The following is a 15,599-nucleotide window of genomic DNA, read 5'->3' as shown; positions in this document are numbered from 1 at the left end:
CCGATCAGGCGGGGCGCATCGCCGAGGACGGCGTCCGGTTGATCGTGAACGACGACCCCGGCTCGACCACCACGTCACCGGTGGCCGAGTTGGTGATCGTGACGTTCGTCAGCGTGGCGCTGCCGCGGGCGCCGCCCATGGCCAGGACGCCGGCGCCGTTGTTCGACCTGTCGATCCGGACGTTGCTGATCGCCACGTTCGGGTACGCCCCGCCACCCGTCTTGAACTGGATGCCGTCGTACGTCGAGTCGTGGATCTCGGTGTCGCGGATCGTCACGCCCGGGATGTCCTGGCTCGCCGCGAACAACGTGATCGCGCCGAACTCCTGCTGCTCACCCCAGAAGGCGCCACCCGTGCGGTACAGGCCGTTGTTGGCGATCAGCGTCGTGCCGGAGAACGGCAGCGGGTCGTGGTCGGTCGCCAGCATGATGCCCGGGTAGTTCATCGTGTCGTAGACCAGGTTGTTCTCCACCTTGTTGCCGTAGCCGCCGTAGATGGCGACACCGTTGGCGCGCCACGGAAGCTGCACGGTGTTGTTGACGAACTGGTTGTCGTGCGCGACGTCCACGGCCGTGTTCTTCACGTACCGGCTGGCCCACACCGCGAGCGCGTCGTCACCGGTGGTGCGGAACGACGAGTTGAACACCTTGGAGTTGCGGGTGCCGTTGGTGAAGTTGATGCCGTCCGCGTAGGTGTTGCGGATCCGCATGCCGCTGAACTCCAGCCCGTCGCCGGGACCCCACAGGTCGGGGATGTTGTCGTAGTCCCGGCCGACCCACGCGCCGACGTTGGCGTGCTCGATCCAGACGTTGCTGATCTTGGTGTTGCGGCCGAACCGGCCGTTGAGGCCGACGCCGCCCTCGGCGTTGCCGTCACCGCCGCGGATCCGGCCGGAGCCGAAGATGGCGATGTCCGAGATCTGCGTGTTGTCGTCGACGTCGAAGCCGAAGTTGCCCTCGTGCGGGTGGTTGATGCCGCCGACGGCGTCCTGCGGCTGGGTCAGCGTGTAGAGCTGGGAGTGCCACATGCCCGCGCCGCGGATCGTGACGTTCGAGATGCCCACCTGGTTGAACTGACCGCGGTTCAGCGGGTCGTCGGTGAGGATCTTCTTCTCCTGCCGCCACTGGCCCGCCGGGATCCACACGCAGCCGATGACGCCGTTCTGGTCGTCGGTCACGGCCCGCTGGATGGCGGAGGTGTCGTCGTTGCCGTCGTTGGGCACCGCGCCGTACGCCGTGATGGACGTGCAGCCCGCGGGCTGCGACGCCGCCGGCGCGACCTGCTCCAGGTCGACCAGGTCGATGATGTAGAACGACGCCGTGTCGCCCGCGTCCCGCTGCAGCTTGAACTTCGTGCCGGGCGGGTAGGACGACGCCAGCAGCGCGTGCGACTCGTCGAACAGCCGCCGCGCGTCGGCCTGCGGCGTGTTGGTCAGCGACTCGGGCCCGTCGGAGTTGCCGTACAGCCACGAGTGCTTGGACGACAGGGTCAGCTTCTGCGCGAACGAGCCGTTGACGTAGAGGCTGATCGTCGCGTCGATGCCACCGCCGCCGGGCGCGTCGGGGATCGAGTTGCGCACCACGATCGAGTTGGCCTGGTTGGTCGAGGTGAACTCGACGAACTGGCCGGTGCTGGTCAGCCGCACGGACTGGCGGCCGGACGACTCGGTGGCGAAGTTCGTGTGCCCGAACGTCCGCAGCCGGTCGGTGGTCAGCAGGGTGCCCTGGTACTGCCCGGCTTCCGCCTCGTACGACGTGTACGGCACGGCCGCGCCGCGACCGACGACGATCGCCCGGGAGAACGAGTTGTTGGTCTCGTTGGTCTCCACGACGGTGTTGGTGGCGTCGGCGGTGGCGGTGATGGTCGCGCCGCCGCTGGTGGCGGTCCAGCTGCCGGTGATCGCCACGTTCGCCGTGGCTCCCGCCGCGATCGCGCCGGTGGTGGTGTTCAGCGTGGCGCCGCCCGCGACGACCCGCGTCACCGACGAGCCGGACGCGGTGGTGCCGCGGTTGTTCACCTGCACGGTGAACGTGACCTGCGCGCCCGCGGCCGGGTTCGGCGGGTTGGACGTGAAGCCCAGGACCCGGAGGTCCGGGCCGGGCGCCTGGCCGACGACGACCTGCGCGGACGCGGTGTTGTTGGCGTCGTTCTGCTCGACCACGGTGTTGGCCGGGTCGACGGTGGCGGTCGCCTGGTGGGCGCCCTGCGCGAGCCGACCCGCGGCGAACGCCACGGTGGCGGACGCGCCGGCGGCCAGGGCGGCGACGGGCGCGGTGCCGGACGCGCCGCCGAGGGAGAACGCCACGCTCGACGCGGGCGCGGCGGCGGTGCCGGTGTTGCGGACGGTCGCGGACAGCGTGACGGCGTCGGTCTCCACCGGGTTGGCGGGCGAGGACGTCAGCGAGGCGATCGTGAGGTCCGGGTTGGGCGCGGCGACGCCGAAGACCTGGAGCTCGGCGACCTGGGCGCCGGGCGCGCCGGTGTTGCCGAAGACCTGGAGCCGCACGTCCGCCACCCGCCCGCTGACCGGGATCGTGACGGTGTTCTGCGCCGCCGGGGTGAACACGTGGTCGGCCCGGCCGACCAGGGACGTGAACGCGGCGCCCGACTGCTCGCGGCCGAGGACCTGGATCGACTGGGTGCGCGTGCCCCACGCGGTGTCGGGGTTCAGCTTCACCACGACCGAGGTGAGGTCGGCGTTCGAGCCGAGCTTCGCGGTGAGCGTCGCCGGGAAGCCGTTGGACTCCCAGTAGCTGCCGATGTTGCCGTCGGTGGCGTTGGCCGCGACGAAGGTGAACACCGACGACGACGCCTCGACCGGCTTGCCCGCGGCGAGGTTCGTGCCACCGCCGCCCTGGCCCGTGCGCGTCACCCGGTTGCTGTCGGGCGACAGGTTGCCCGCCGCGTCACGCGCCCGGACGTGGTACTGCACGGTGGCGGACGCGGGTTGCGCGTCGGTGTAGGTCAGCACGGCGCCGGCGACGGTCGCGCGCTCCGCGCCGTTGGCGTACACGACGTAGTTGGTGACGCCGGTGTTGTCGCTCGCCGCCGTCCAGGTCAGCCGGACCTGGCCGGAGCCCGGTTCGGTGAACGCGAGGTTGCCCGGCGCGGTCGGCGGCTGGGTGTCGCCGCCGGCGCCCGGGCCGTGCACCTCGAACTCGGACAGCTGACCCGCGGCCCAACCGGTGTTCGCGGTGATGTCCAGCCGCACGTACCGGGTGTTAGCCGTGGCGAAGTCAATGGTCACCGCGTTGCCGGTGGCGGGGTTGAACAGCCTGCCGCTCGACGCCGAGAGGTCGCTGAACGACGTGCCGTTCGCGCTGCCCCGCACGGCCAGGGTCTGGGTGCGCGAGCCCCAGCCGGGCGGCAGCTTCAGCACGACCCGGTTGACCGCGACCGTCGAGCCGAGGTCGACCTGGAGCCACTGGGGGAAAGCGCTGTTGCCGCTCTCCCAGTAGGTGTTGGGGTTGCCGTCGGTGGCGTTCGAGGCGGGGTACTCGGGGTGCGAGCTGCCGGCCGTGGTCGGGCGGCCGGTGGCCAGGTTGGGTTCGGCGGACGCGACCGGGGTCGGTCCGACCAGGGGGAGGGCGAGCGCGAGCAGGCCGACGGTCACCCGTCGACCGAGCTGCTTCCACGTCATGGGGTTCCTCTGTTCGGCAGGGGGACAGAGTCGGTTTATTTCACGATTGGCACCGAATGTTGCAGGTGGATGACCAGCTGTCAACGGTGGATGTCAGTATTTTTCATGCTTCTGTACATCTCTTGCGTTGAGCTACTGCCTGCCGACCGGTCGCCGTCTGCTGCGACGAACGGGTGACCGCTGACCGGGGTGCTGCGGTCACGCCGTCCGACTGCCATGTTGGGAGTTCACGTGCTGGCGGGCCTCGACGTGGAGGAGCGGCGGATGCGGCGGACGACGATCGTCCTGGTCTCGGTGGCGGGCCTGCTCACGGGCTGCCTGGGCCAGACCAGGGAAGCGGACCCGGCGCGCAACGCCGACGCCAAGGACGTCACGCTGATCATCACGGCCAACGCGGTGTCCGGCGGGAAGAACGCGCGCGGCGCGGACTGGATCACCAACTGGGTGATCCCGCGGTTCACCGAGGCGCAGAAGGCCAAGGGCGTCGACGTGACGCTCCGCCTGGAGCAGAACGGCACTGCCGACGAGGACTACAAGACCAAGGTCGCGCTGGACCTCAAGACCGGCGGCGGTGGCGACGTGGTCGAGCTGGACGGCATCTGGCTCGGCGAGTTCGCCCAAGCGGGTCACGTCAAGCCGCTCGCCGACGTGGTCGGCGCGGCCGAGGTCGACGCCTGGGACGGCTGGCGGCAGATCCCGGACGCCGTGCAGGACCTCGGCGAGTTCGACGGCAAGCGCTACGGCGTGCCCGTCGGCACCGACGGCCGGGTGCTGTTCTACAACAAGGAGCTGTTCGCCCGGGCGGGCCTGCCCACCGACTGGCAGCCCCGCAGCTGGGACGACGTCCTCGACACCGCCGCCAGGCTCAAGGCGCTGCCCGGCGTCTCACCGCTCCAGCTGAACGCCGGCGCCGCGATGGGCGAGGCCACCACCATGCAGGGCGTGCTGCCCATGCTGGTCGGCGCCGGCACGGAGGTGCACGACAACGGCCGGTGGCAGGGCGCGACGGCGGGCGTGAAGGACGTCCTCGGGCTCTACCAGCGGATCTACCGGGACGGGCTGGGCGACCCGGTCCTCCAGCAGGAGGCCAAGGGCCGGGACCGGTCGTTCGCGCTGTTCGCCCAGGGCCGGATCGGCATCCTGCTGGAGAGCGACTACTTCTGGCGCTCGGTGGTGCACCCCGGCACCGGCGTGGCGAAGATGGCGGACCGCGACGCGGTCGTCGGGTGGGCGCTGATCCCGGCCCGCCGACCGGGCGCCGGGGTCGGCGGGCAGGACTTCGTGAGCATGTCCGGCGGCGGTGTGCGGGTGGTCAACCCGAACACCGACTACCCCCGGCAGGCGTGGGAGCTGGTGGAGTTCCTGAACTCGGCCGAGGCGGTCAAGTCGGCGCTGGCGGGCAACGCGCAGGTCACGCAGCGCACCGACGTCAACGACGAGGTGCTGGCGGGCGACCCCATGCTCGGCTTCATCGCCGAGCGCGTGCTGCCGATCACCCGCTACCGGCCGGGCCTGGCCGACTACCCGAAGGTGTCGGCCGCGTTGCAGCAGGCGACGGCCGACGTGATCGCGGGCAGGAGCCCGGACGAGGCCGCGCGGTCGTACGAGGACGCGCTGGTCAAGGCGGTCGGCGAGGACTCGGTTGCGCGCGGCTGACCGCGACTCCGCCGGGCTGGGCACGGCGCGGGCGATCGCGTTCGTCGCGCCGGCGCTGCTGCTGATCGGCCTGTTCCTGGTCTTCCCGGCGCTGTGGACGCTGTACATCGGGATCACCGACTACCAGCTGACCGGGCCGTCCGCCGCCGCGCCGAGCGTGGTCGGCCTGGAGAACTTCACCACCGCGCTGGCCGACCCGCTGTTCACCAACTCGCTGTGGCTGACCGCGTTGTTCGTGCTCGGCTCCGCGGTCATCGGGCAGAACGCGCTCGGCTTCGCGCTCGCCTGGCTGCTGCGGCGGGCCCGGCTGGGCCCGCGGCGCACGGTCGAGGGGGTCGTGCTGCTGGCGTGGATCCTGCCCGGCCCGGTGGTCGCCTACCTGTGGTTCGCCGTGCTGAGCCGCGACGGCGGCACGCTCGGCCTGCTGCTAGGCCAACCCGGCACGGCCTGGCTGGTCGAGTACCCGATGGTGAGCCTGATCGTGTTCAACACCTGGCGCGGCACGGCGTTCTCCATGCTGCTGTACACCTCCGCGCTGGCCGCCGTGCCGCCGTCGCACCTGGAGACCGCCCGGCTGGCCGGCGCGAGCGGTCGGCAGACCGTCCGGGACGTCGTGCTCCCGCACATCCGCGGGCACGTGCTGACCAACACGCTGCTCATCAGCCTGTGGACGGCCAACGACTTCACACCGTTCCTGCTCACCGCGGGCGGCCCGAACCACCGGTCGGAGGTGCTGCCCGTGCTGATCTACCGGCAGGCGTTGGAGAGCGGTCAGCTCGGGTACGCGTCGGCGATGTCGTTGCTGCTGCTGGTCGGGAACCTGGTGGTGGCGCTGGTGTACCTGCGGCTGCTGAGGCGGCGGTCGTGACGCCGGGCTGGGTGGTCCGCCGGATCGGCTTCTACGTGCTGATCGCCGTGGTGCTGGCGTTCTTCGCGGTGCCGATGCTGTGGCTGGCGGGCGCGCCGTTCGACGCGCGCCCGGGGTTCGGCCTGCGCCTGCCGGAGTGGACGCTGTCGAACGTGCACGCGACCTTCCGGCACCCGTTCGCGGTGCGGTCGCTGGTCAACTCGCTGGTGCTGTGCCTGGTCGCGACCGCGGTGACGACGGCGTTCGCGGCGCTGGCCGCGTACTCGCTGTCGCGGGTGCGCATCCCCGGCCGCGACGTGCTGCTGTACGCGCTGCTTCTGCTGTCCAGCGTGGTGACCGGCACCGCGGCGATGGTGCCGATCTTCGTGCTGATGCTCCAGCTCGGGCTGGTCGACTCGCGGTTCGGCACGGCGCTGGTGATCGCGGGCGGGATGCTGCCCGCCGCGATCTTCATCCTGAAGGACTTCGTGGACTCCGTGCCGCGCTCCTACGAGGAGTCCGCGCGGGTGTTCGGCGCGTCGCCCCGGCAGGTGCTGGGGCACGTGGTGCTGCCCATCGCCCGGCCGGGCGTCGCCACGATCCTGGTGTGGTCGTTCGTCAACGCGTGGGGCAACTTCCTGCTGCCGTTCCTGCTGCTGCGCGACGTCGGCAAGCAGCCCGCGGCGGTGCTGGTGCGGACGTTGCAGGACGAGGGCGGCAGCGCCAACCTGACCGTGATCCCGGTGTTCTCGCTGCTGTACTCGATCCCGGTGGTCGTGCTGTACCTGGTCGTCAACAAGCGCTACGGGTTCCGATTCCACGGAGGCATCAAGAGCTGATGGCGGCCATCGACATCACCGGTGTGTCCACCGTGTACCCGAACGGGGTCCGCGCGGTGGACGCGCTGGACGTGCACGTGGCGGACGGCGAGCTGTTCGCGCTGCTCGGCCCGTCCGGCTGCGGCAAGACCACGTTGCTGCGCACGATCGCCGGCCTGGAGTCGCCCGCCGAGGGCGTCGTCGCGATCGGGGCGCGGGACGTGACGCGGTTGCCGCCCGGCGAGCGCGGCGTGGCGATGGTGTTCCAGGACTACGCCCTGTTCCCGCACATGACCGTGGCGGAGAACATCGCCTACCCGCTGCGGGTCCGCCGCGCGCCCAAGGCGCGGCAACGGGCGGCGGCCGTCGAGGTGGCCGAGGGCCTGAGCCTGTCCGACCTGCTCGACCGCAGGCCGGGCCAGCTGTCCGGCGGCCAGCAGCAACGCACGGCGCTGGGCCGGGCGGTCGCCGCCGGGGCCGACGTGCTGCTGCTGGACGAGCCGCTGTCCAACCTGGACGCCCGGCTGCGGCTGGAGGCCAGGACGTTCCTCAAGCGGTTGCAGCACGAGCTCGCGCTCACCACCGTGTTCGTCACGCACGACCAGGCGGAGGCGCTGGCGCTGGCCGACCGGATGGCGGTGATGGACGCGGGCCGCATCCGCCAGCTCGGCACGCCGCGCGAGGTGTTCCAGCGGCCCGCCGACACGTTCGTCGCGAACTTCATCGGCTCCACCCCGATGAACCTGCTCGCCGCCGAGGTCCGCGACGGGCACGTCGAGTGCGCCGGCGCGCGGCTGCCCGGCCTGCCGGAGCTGGTCGACGGCACGCCCGTCGTGGTCGGCGTGCGGCCCGAGTACCTGAGCCCGGCCCGGGACGGCATCACCGGCCGGGTGTCCACCGTGGCGAACCTGGGCGTCTCGTCGCTGGTCACCCTCGACTGCGCGGACGGCGCGCTCGTCAGCTTCACGGTGTCCGAGCAGGACGAGCCCGCCCTCGGCCGCACCCTCGCGGTGAACGCCGCGCCCGGCCGGCTGCTGTTCTACGGCGCGGAGGGCGGTCGGCTGCTCGGCGCCCGCTGACCCGGTTGACCCGTTCGGCGTAACCGCTGGTATACCGTGGTCGGGGAGGTCCGGCCGACAGCGAGGGGTGCCACCAGTGCCGCGGTTGTTGCTCGTGGAGGACGACGCGGTGCTGGCCGAGGCGTTGTCCCGCGCCCTGCGCGGGCTCGGCCACGAGGTCGCGGTGGCGGCCACCGGCGAGCGGGCGCTGGAGGTGCTCGCCGAGCGGCGGACCCCGACCGACCTGGTGCTGCTGGACGTGATGCTGCCCGGCGTCGACGGGTTCGAGGTGTGCCGCCGGCTCCGCGCCGCCGACACCGTCCCGGTGATCCTGCTGACCGCCCGCGGTGACGCGGTGGACGTCGTGGTCGGCCTGGAGTGCGGCGCCGACGACTACGTGGTCAAGCCGGTCGAGCCGCGGGTGCTCGACGCCAGGGTGAAGGCGGTCCTGCGCCGCGCCGTGCCCGCCCCGCCGCCCGGGCGGCACGTGCACGTCATCGGCGACCTCGAACTCGACACCGCCGCCATGGCGGTGACCAGGGACGGCGTCGAGCTGCGCCTCACGTCCACCGAGCTGCGGCTGCTGGTCGAGTTCGCCGAGCACCCCGGCCAGGTGCTGAGCAGGCAGGCGCTGCTGAAGCGGGTGTGGGACTACGGGTTCAGCGGCGACTCGCGCCTGGTGGACGCCACCGTGGCCCGGCTGCGGGCCAAGATCGAGCCGGAGCCCGCCAACCCCGTGCTGCTGCTCACCGTCCGGGGCTTCGGGTACCGCCTGGTCAAGCCGTGACGTGGCGGCCGGGGCTGCGGGCGGCCGTCGTGCTGACCGTCGCGGCCGTCACCCTCGTCACGACGGTCGCGATGGCGTTGACGACCTACCGGTTGCAGGCCGGGACCACCCGGGACCGGTTCACCGCCTCCGCCCAGGCCGCGTTCGACTCCGACGCCCAGCAGGCGCACCAGTTCCTGGTCCGCACCACCGGCGCCAGGTCGGCCGTGGACGGTGTGGCCGAGTACATGAGCGCCCGGCTCGGCCTGACGTGGGCGCTGGTCAACTTCACGCCGACGTCCGGCGACGTCTCGACCTCGCGGGACGGGGGCTACGTCCCGGTCGCGGGCACCGGCGGGTCGTTCCCCGGCGGGCTGCCGGTGGCCGAGGTGGACCGGGCGCGCGGGCGCCTGGGCTCGGTGCGCTACACCGCCGAGACGCCGGACGGCCCGCGGCTCGTCATCGTCGGCGAGGTCGAGCCGGGCCTGCTGCTCGCCGAGTTCTACGACGCGGGTCGCGTCGAGGCCGAGCTGGCCACCCTGCGCGACCGGCTGGCGCTGGTCGCGGCGGTGATCGCCCTGCTCGGCGGCGCGCTGGGCGTCCTGGCCGCGCGCGGCGTCCAGCGCCGGGTGCGCACCGCCGCCGTTGCCGCCCGCCGGCTCGGAGCCGGCGAGCTGGGCACCAGGCTGCCGGTGCGGGGCCGTGACGAGCTGGCCGACCTGGCCGGGTCGTTCAACGCGATGGCGCAGCGGCTCGGGGAGTCCATCGAGCAGCTGCGGCTCAAGGACCAGCAGCAACGGCGGTTCGTCGCGGACGTGGCGCACGACCTGCGCACGCCGCTGGCGTCGATGGTCGCGGCGGCGGACGGCCTGCGCAGCCCGGACGCCGAGGACCGGGCCAGGTCGGCGGAACTGCTCGGCTCCCAGGCGCGGCGGCTGGGAGCGCTGGTCGAGGACCTGCTGGAGATGTCCCGGTTCGACGCGGGCGCCGCCGAGCTCCGGCCCGAGGTGGTCGACCTCGAAGCGCTGGTAGCGGACGCCGTCGAGGTCGGCGCGCCGGGCGTCCCGGTCCACCGGGACGGTGACGCCACCGTCTTCGGCGACCCCCGCCGGTTGCACACGATCGTCCGCAACCTGGTCACCAACGCCGTCCGGCACGGCGAGCCGCCGGTCACCGTGACCGTCGACGGCACGGACCCCGCTCTGGTGCGCGTCGTCGTCGCCGACTCCGGACCGGGCCTGCCCGCCGAACTGGCCCCGGTCGTCTTCGACCGCTTCGTCCGCGGCGACCGCGCCCGCGGCCGGACCGAGGGCAGCGGGCTGGGGTTGGCCATCGCGCAGGAGAACGCCCGGCTGCACGGCGGTCGCCTGGACGTCCACGACGACGGCGGCGCGGTGTTCACCCTCACCGTGCCGCGAGGTGCGCCGGGTTAGGTGCGCGGGCGGCTGTCACAGAACGCGCACACAACGCGCATGGGGCGCGGACATCGCGTGGGCAGTGTCGGAGGTGTCCGGCCCAGCCCCACAGCGAGGTGAAGATGTTCAGCCCATCGGTGCGCACGTCCCTGCTCGTCGGCGTCGTCGCGGCGGTCCTGTCGGCCTGCGGCGGCCCGGGACCGGCGGCGACCGGCGGCCCGTCACCGGCGGAGGAGGACGGCAGCATCCCGGACGCCGCCGGCATCTCCCTCGACCAGACCGGGCACGCCGCGCTGCGCAAGCTGGACGCCGGCCTGTACGCGGCGGTGCGAGAGGCGGCGGCGGACGCCCGCGAGGCCGGTGTGGAGTTCAAGGTGACCTCCGGCTGGCGCAGCAAGGACTACCAGCGGCGCCTGCTGGACGAAGCCGTGATCCGGTACGGCAGCGCGGAGGAGGCCCGGAGGTTGGTCAGCACACCGGAGAAGTCCGCGCACGTGACCGGCCGGGCGATCGACATCGGCCCCACCGACGCCGCCGACTGGCTGATCCGGCACGGCGCGGACTACGGCCTGTGCCGGCGCTACGCCAACGAGATGTGGCACTTCGAACTCCTGACGAGCCCCGGCGGCACCTGCCCCCGACCGCTCGACGACGCCTCGGGCTGACCGGGGTGGTCAAGCCCGGCGGGTGGCGCGCATCCGGAGGCGGCGGGGTTCCATGGCGAACGAGGCGGCTGGGTGGACGGTGGCGCCGGGCAGGTGGGTGAAGCACCACCGAACCGGTCACCGATGCAGCGGGTGAGCGGCCAGACCGGTGACCGGAAGCGCAGCGTCTCGGTGACGATCCGGTCGGTCAGCACCAGCGCGGCCAGGTCGCCCCGCGCCGCCGGCCCGGCGAGGAAGGCGGGCGCGTCACGCAGCATCGGTACGCCGTGCCCCACCAGCGGCAGCGCGCCGGGCGCCTCGGGGATCTCCTCGGTGGACGGGACCCGGTCCGGACGGCCCGTGATCGCTCCCTCGCCCGGCGGTTCACGCGCGCAAGGGGTTCAGGATCGCACCGGGACAACGCCGTGCGTGCCACCGAACGGGGGTCGGGACGAGCCCGGAAACGGCGGCGGAATTTGACAGGAGGTGGAGAATAAAAAATCGGCGTGTTTCCCGAACGTGCAAAGGAAACCCGCCGAACCTGGACTCAGTTTAAGCACTGCGAGGGGCCTGTGTCAACTCAGGGGTACGAAGACGAATTGCGGTCCGAGCGCGACTACGTGGCCGGGCTCTACCAGCGGCTCGACGCCGAGCGCGCCCGGGTGAAGGGGGAGTACGACGCGGCGCTGCTGGGGCGCGGCGTCACGCCCGTGGAGCGCGACGTGGAGGTGCGCACGCTGGCAAAGGAGGCGAAGCGGCTGGACGTCGCCGACAACGGGCTGTGCTTCGGCCGGTTGGACACCGCCTCCGGCGAGACCTCCTACATCGGCCGCATCGGCCTCTTCGACGAGGCGGAGTCGTACGAACCGGTGCTGCTCGACTGGCGCGCACCGGCCTCCCGCGCGTTCTACGTCGCCACCGCGGCGAGCCCGGAGAACATGCGCCGACGCCGCCAGTTCCACACCCGCGGCCGCGAGGTGGTCGACTTCACCGACGAGGCGCTCGGCCGCCCCGACGGTGACGCGCGCGGTGACGCGGCGCTGCTCGCGGCCGTCAACGCGCCGCGCGGCGAGGGCATGCGCGACATCGTGGCGACGATCCAGGCCGAGCAGGACGAGATCATCCGGCTCGACCACCCCGGCGTGCTGGTGATCGAGGGCGGACCGGGCACCGGGAAGACCGTCGTCGCGCTGCACCGCGTCGCGTACCTGCTCTACACGCAGCGCGAGCGGATGGAGCGCCACGGCGTGCTCGTCGTCGGGCCCAACCCGTCGTTCCTCAACCACATCGGCCGGGTGCTGCCGTCGCTCGGCGAGTCCGACGTGGTGTTCACGACCACCGGCGACCTCGTGCCCGGCCTGCGCGTCACCGCCGAGGACGGGCCGGAGGCCGCCCGGCTGAAGGGCTCGCTGCAGATCCTCGACGTGCTCGCGGCGGCGGTCGCCGACCGGCAGCGGCTGCCGGAGCACCCGGTGCCGATCGAACTGGCCGACGTCACGGTCCGGATCGACGCCGAGACCGCGCAGTGGGCCAGGGAGGAGGCGCGCACCAGCGGGCTGCCGCACAACGAGGCCCGCGGCGTGTTCACCGAGATCGTCACCTACGTGCTCACCGAACGGGCCATCGCCCGGATCGGCCGCGGCTGGCTGGACCGCTCGGACCGCGAGGCGTGGGAGCAGCTGCGCTCCGACCTGCTCAAAGAACTCGCGGTGGACGAGAAGTTCACCGCCGCGCTGGACGAGCTGTGGCCGGTCCTGACGCCGGAACAGGTGCTCGCCCCGCTGTACGCGTCACCCGAACGGCTGCGGGCGGCCGGCGCGGACCAGGCGCTGCTGCGCGCCGACGGCGAGGCGTGGACGGTGTCGGACGTGCCGCTGCTGGACGAGCTGGTCGACCTGCTCGGCCGCGACAAGTCGGTCGACCGGGCCGCCGAGCGGGAGCGGCGGGCCGAGGTCGAGTACGCGGCCGGCGTGCTGGACATCCAGGTCGACCGCCAGGACTCGATGGACGACGAGGACCACCTGTTCGCCTCGGACCTGCTCTACGCCGAGGACCTGGCGGACCGGGTCGTCGAACGCGACACCCGCGAGCTGGTCGAGCGCGCCGCCGCGGACCGGGACTGGACCTACCGGCACGTCGTCGTCGACGAGGCGCAGGAGCTGTCCGAGATGGACTGGCGGGTGCTGATGCGGCGCTGCCCCGGCCGGTCGTTCACGGTGGTCGGCGACCTGGCGCAACGCCGGTCGGCGGCCGGCGCGACGTCGTGGGGCGCGATGCTGGAGCCGTACGCGCCCGGCCGCTGGGTCTACCGCTCGCTGACGGTCAACTACCGCACCCCGGCGGAGATCATGTCCGTCGCCGCCGCGCTGCTCGCCGAGTTCGCGCCCGACGTCCGGCCGCCGGACTCGGTCCGCGCGTGCGGCGTCCGGCCGTGGTCGCGGCGCGTCACGCCGGACGGGCTGCTCGCCGCCGTCGAGGAGTTCACCCGCGACGAGGCGGGCCGCGACGGGACCAGCGTCGTGATCGGGCCGCCGGACGTGCCGGGCGCGGTGCCCGCGTCGGAGACCAAGGGCCTGGAGTTCGACGCCGTCCTGGTCGTGGACCCGGAGCGGATCCTGGCCGACGGGCCGCGCGGCGCGGCGGAGCTGTACGTCGCCCTCACCCGCGCCACCCAGCGCCTCGGCGTCCTGCACCGGGGCCCGCTGCCGCGCGCGCTGGCCGGGCTCGCCGAGGTTCGGCCGGTCGGGTAGCCGAACACCGTCGACCCCGCCGATCGGGTGACCGGCGGGGTCGCGGTCCCGGTGCCCGACCCGCCGCCGACTCGATACGATGACGGGTCGTCGGAGGTAGGAACAGAAAGGACGAACGTGGAAACGCTCGAGTTCCAGTCGGAGGCGCGTCAGCTCCTGCGGCTGATGATCCACTCGGTCTACTCGAACAAGGACACGTTCCTGCGCGAACTGGTGTCCAACGCCTCGGACGCGCTGGACAAGCTCAGGTTGGAGACGTTCCGCGACAAGGACCTGGTCGCGGACACCTCGGACCTGCACGTCGCCATCGACGTCGACCGCGAGGCGCGCACGCTCACGATCCGGGACAACGGCATCGGCATGACCCGCGAGGACGTGGTCGGGCTGATCGGCACGATCGCGAAGTCCGGCACCGCCGAGTTCCTGCAGAAGCTGAAGGAGTCGAAGGACTCCGCCGCCTCGCAGGACCTCATCGGGCAGTTCGGCATCGGCTTCTACTCCTCGTTCATGGTCGCCGACAAGGTCACCCTCGTGACCAGGCACCCGAGGTCGGCGGAGGGCGTCCGGTGGGAGTCCGCCGGCGAGGGCACCTACACGATCGAGGACGTCGCCGACGCGCCGCAGGGCACCTCGGTCACCCTCCACCTCAAGCCGGCCGACCCCGAGGACCACCTCGCCGACTACACGTCGACCGCGAAGATCACCGAGATCGTCAAGCGCTACGCCGACTTCATCACCTGGCCGATCCGGATGGCCAGGGAGGACGGCGCCGAGCCGGACACGATCAACTCGCGCAAGGCGCTGTGGGCGCGGCCCGCGTCGGAGGTCTCCGAGGACGAGTACGCCGAGTTCTACCGGCACGTCAGCCACGACTGGAACAAGCCGCTCGAAACGATCCGCATGCACGGCGAGGGCGTGTTCGAGTACCAGGCGCTGCTGTTCATCCCGTCCCAGGCGCCGCTGGACCTGTTCATGCGCGAGCGCAAGCGGGGCGTGCAGCTCTACGTGAAGCGCGTCTTCATCATGGACGAGTGCGAAGAGCTGATGCCGGAGTACCTCCGGTTCGTCAAGGGCGTGGTGGACGCCCAGGACCTCTCGCTCAACGTGTCGCGCGAGCTGCTGCAGCACGACCGGCAGATCCAGCTGGTGCGCCGCCGGCTGGTCAAGAAGGTGCTCTCGACGGTCAAGGGCCTGATGGCCGACAAGCCGGAGTCGTACGCGACGTTCTGGCGCGAGTTCGGCAGCGCGGTCAAGGAGGGCCTGCTCAGCGACCACGACAACCGGGACGCGATCCTCGGCATCGCCTCGTTCGCCTCCACCGCCGACCCGGAGAAGCCCACCACGCTCGCCGAGTACGTCGAGCGGATGAAGGACGACCAGCAGCACATCTACTACATGACCGGTGACTCGCGGGCCACCGTGGAGAACTCGCCGCACCTGGAAGCGCTGCGGGCCAAGGGCTTCGAGGTGCTGATCCTCACCGACCCGATCGACGAGATGTGGGTCGACGCCGTGCCCGGGTTCCAGGACCGGCAGTTCCAGTCGATCGCCAAGGGCCAGGTCGACCTGGAGACCGAGGAGGAGAAGGCGCGGGCGGAGGAGCGGCAGAAGGACTTCGCCGACTTCCTGTCGTGGATGAGCACGACCCTGGCCGACCAGGTCAAGGAAGTCCGGCTGTCCTCGCGGCTGACCACGTCGGCCGCGTGCGTCGTCGGTGACGCCCACGACCTGACCCCGACCCTGGAGAAGATGTACCGGGCGATGGGCCAGGAACTGCCGCCGGTGAAGCGCATCCTGGAGCTGAACCCGGACCACGCGCTGGTCGACGGGCTGCACCGGGCGTTCGCCGAGCGCGGTGGGCAGGACGCGGCGCTCGCCGGGTCGGCCGAGCTGCTGCACGGCATGGCGCTGCTCGCCGAGGGCGGCGACCTGCCCGACCCGTCCCGCTTCGTCCGGCTGATGTCCGAGCACCTGGAGCGGGCGCTGTGACCGGCGGGGGCTCCCC

At 72.2% G+C, this 15,599-nt stretch carries 10 protein-coding genes; 9 read left to right on the top strand and 1 reads right to left on the bottom strand.

What is annotated here, in order from left to right:
- Positions 1–4: 4 nt before the first annotated feature.
- Complete coding sequence (locus AB0F89_RS28460) at positions 5–3,640, bottom strand: CARDB domain-containing protein (RefSeq protein ID WP_367128698.1); 3,636 nt, start codon at positions 3,638–3,640, stop codon at positions 5–7.
- Between the two features lie 231 nt (positions 3,641–3,871).
- Between AB0F89_RS28460 and AB0F89_RS28455 the strand changes: the two genes are divergently transcribed.
- The 9 genes from AB0F89_RS28455 (at position 3,872) to htpG (ending at position 15,583) form a co-directional block, all read left to right on the top strand.
- Entirely contained in the window at positions 3,872–5,296 is a 1,425-nt protein-coding gene (locus tag AB0F89_RS28455; protein ID WP_367128697.1) for an extracellular solute-binding protein, read from the top strand.
- On the top strand, positions 5,283–6,164 hold the full coding sequence (locus AB0F89_RS28450) for a carbohydrate ABC transporter permease (RefSeq protein WP_367128696.1): 882 nt from the start codon (positions 5,283–5,285) through the stop codon (positions 6,162–6,164). Before AB0F89_RS28455 ends, AB0F89_RS28450 begins: the two co-directional genes overlap by 14 nt.
- Entirely contained in the window at positions 6,161–6,982 is an 822-nt protein-coding gene (locus AB0F89_RS28445) for a carbohydrate ABC transporter permease (RefSeq protein WP_367128695.1), read from the top strand. The genes AB0F89_RS28450 and AB0F89_RS28445 overlap by 4 nt, the downstream gene beginning before the upstream one ends.
- Positions 6,982–8,040, top strand: coding sequence for an ABC transporter ATP-binding protein (locus tag AB0F89_RS28440; protein WP_367128694.1), 1,059 nt, complete (start codon positions 6,982–6,984; stop codon positions 8,038–8,040). The genes AB0F89_RS28445 and AB0F89_RS28440 overlap by 1 nt, the downstream gene beginning before the upstream one ends.
- Before the next feature lie 76 nt (positions 8,041–8,116).
- Complete coding sequence (locus AB0F89_RS28435; protein WP_367128693.1) at positions 8,117–8,806, top strand: response regulator; 690 nt, start codon at positions 8,117–8,119, stop codon at positions 8,804–8,806.
- Positions 8,803–10,218 (top strand): ATP-binding protein, encoded by a 1,416-nt coding sequence (locus AB0F89_RS28430; protein ID WP_367128692.1) that lies wholly within the window; start codon positions 8,803–8,805, stop codon positions 10,216–10,218. Before AB0F89_RS28435 ends, AB0F89_RS28430 begins: the two co-directional genes overlap by 4 nt.
- Before the next feature lie 104 nt (positions 10,219–10,322).
- On the top strand, positions 10,323–10,865 hold the full coding sequence (locus AB0F89_RS28425) for a M15 family metallopeptidase (protein ID WP_367128691.1): 543 nt from the start codon (positions 10,323–10,325) through the stop codon (positions 10,863–10,865).
- A 551-nt stretch (positions 10,866–11,416) separates the two neighbouring features.
- Positions 11,417–13,594, top strand: coding sequence for an RNA polymerase recycling motor ATPase HelR (helR, locus tag AB0F89_RS28420; protein ID WP_367128689.1), 2,178 nt, complete (start codon positions 11,417–11,419; stop codon positions 13,592–13,594).
- Between the two features lie 117 nt (positions 13,595–13,711).
- Positions 13,712–15,583, top strand: coding sequence for a molecular chaperone HtpG (gene htpG / locus AB0F89_RS28415; RefSeq protein WP_367128688.1), 1,872 nt, complete (start codon positions 13,712–13,714; stop codon positions 15,581–15,583).
- The last annotated feature ends 16 nt before the right edge of the window (positions 15,584–15,599 follow it).

Origin of the sequence: Saccharothrix sp. HUAS TT1 (assembly GCF_040744945.1) — a bacterium.
Lineage (GTDB): Bacteria > Actinomycetota > Actinomycetes > Mycobacteriales > Pseudonocardiaceae > Actinosynnema.
The sequence above is the reverse complement of the archived record's forward strand: the minus strand, read 5'-3'. Positions and strand labels throughout refer to the sequence as shown.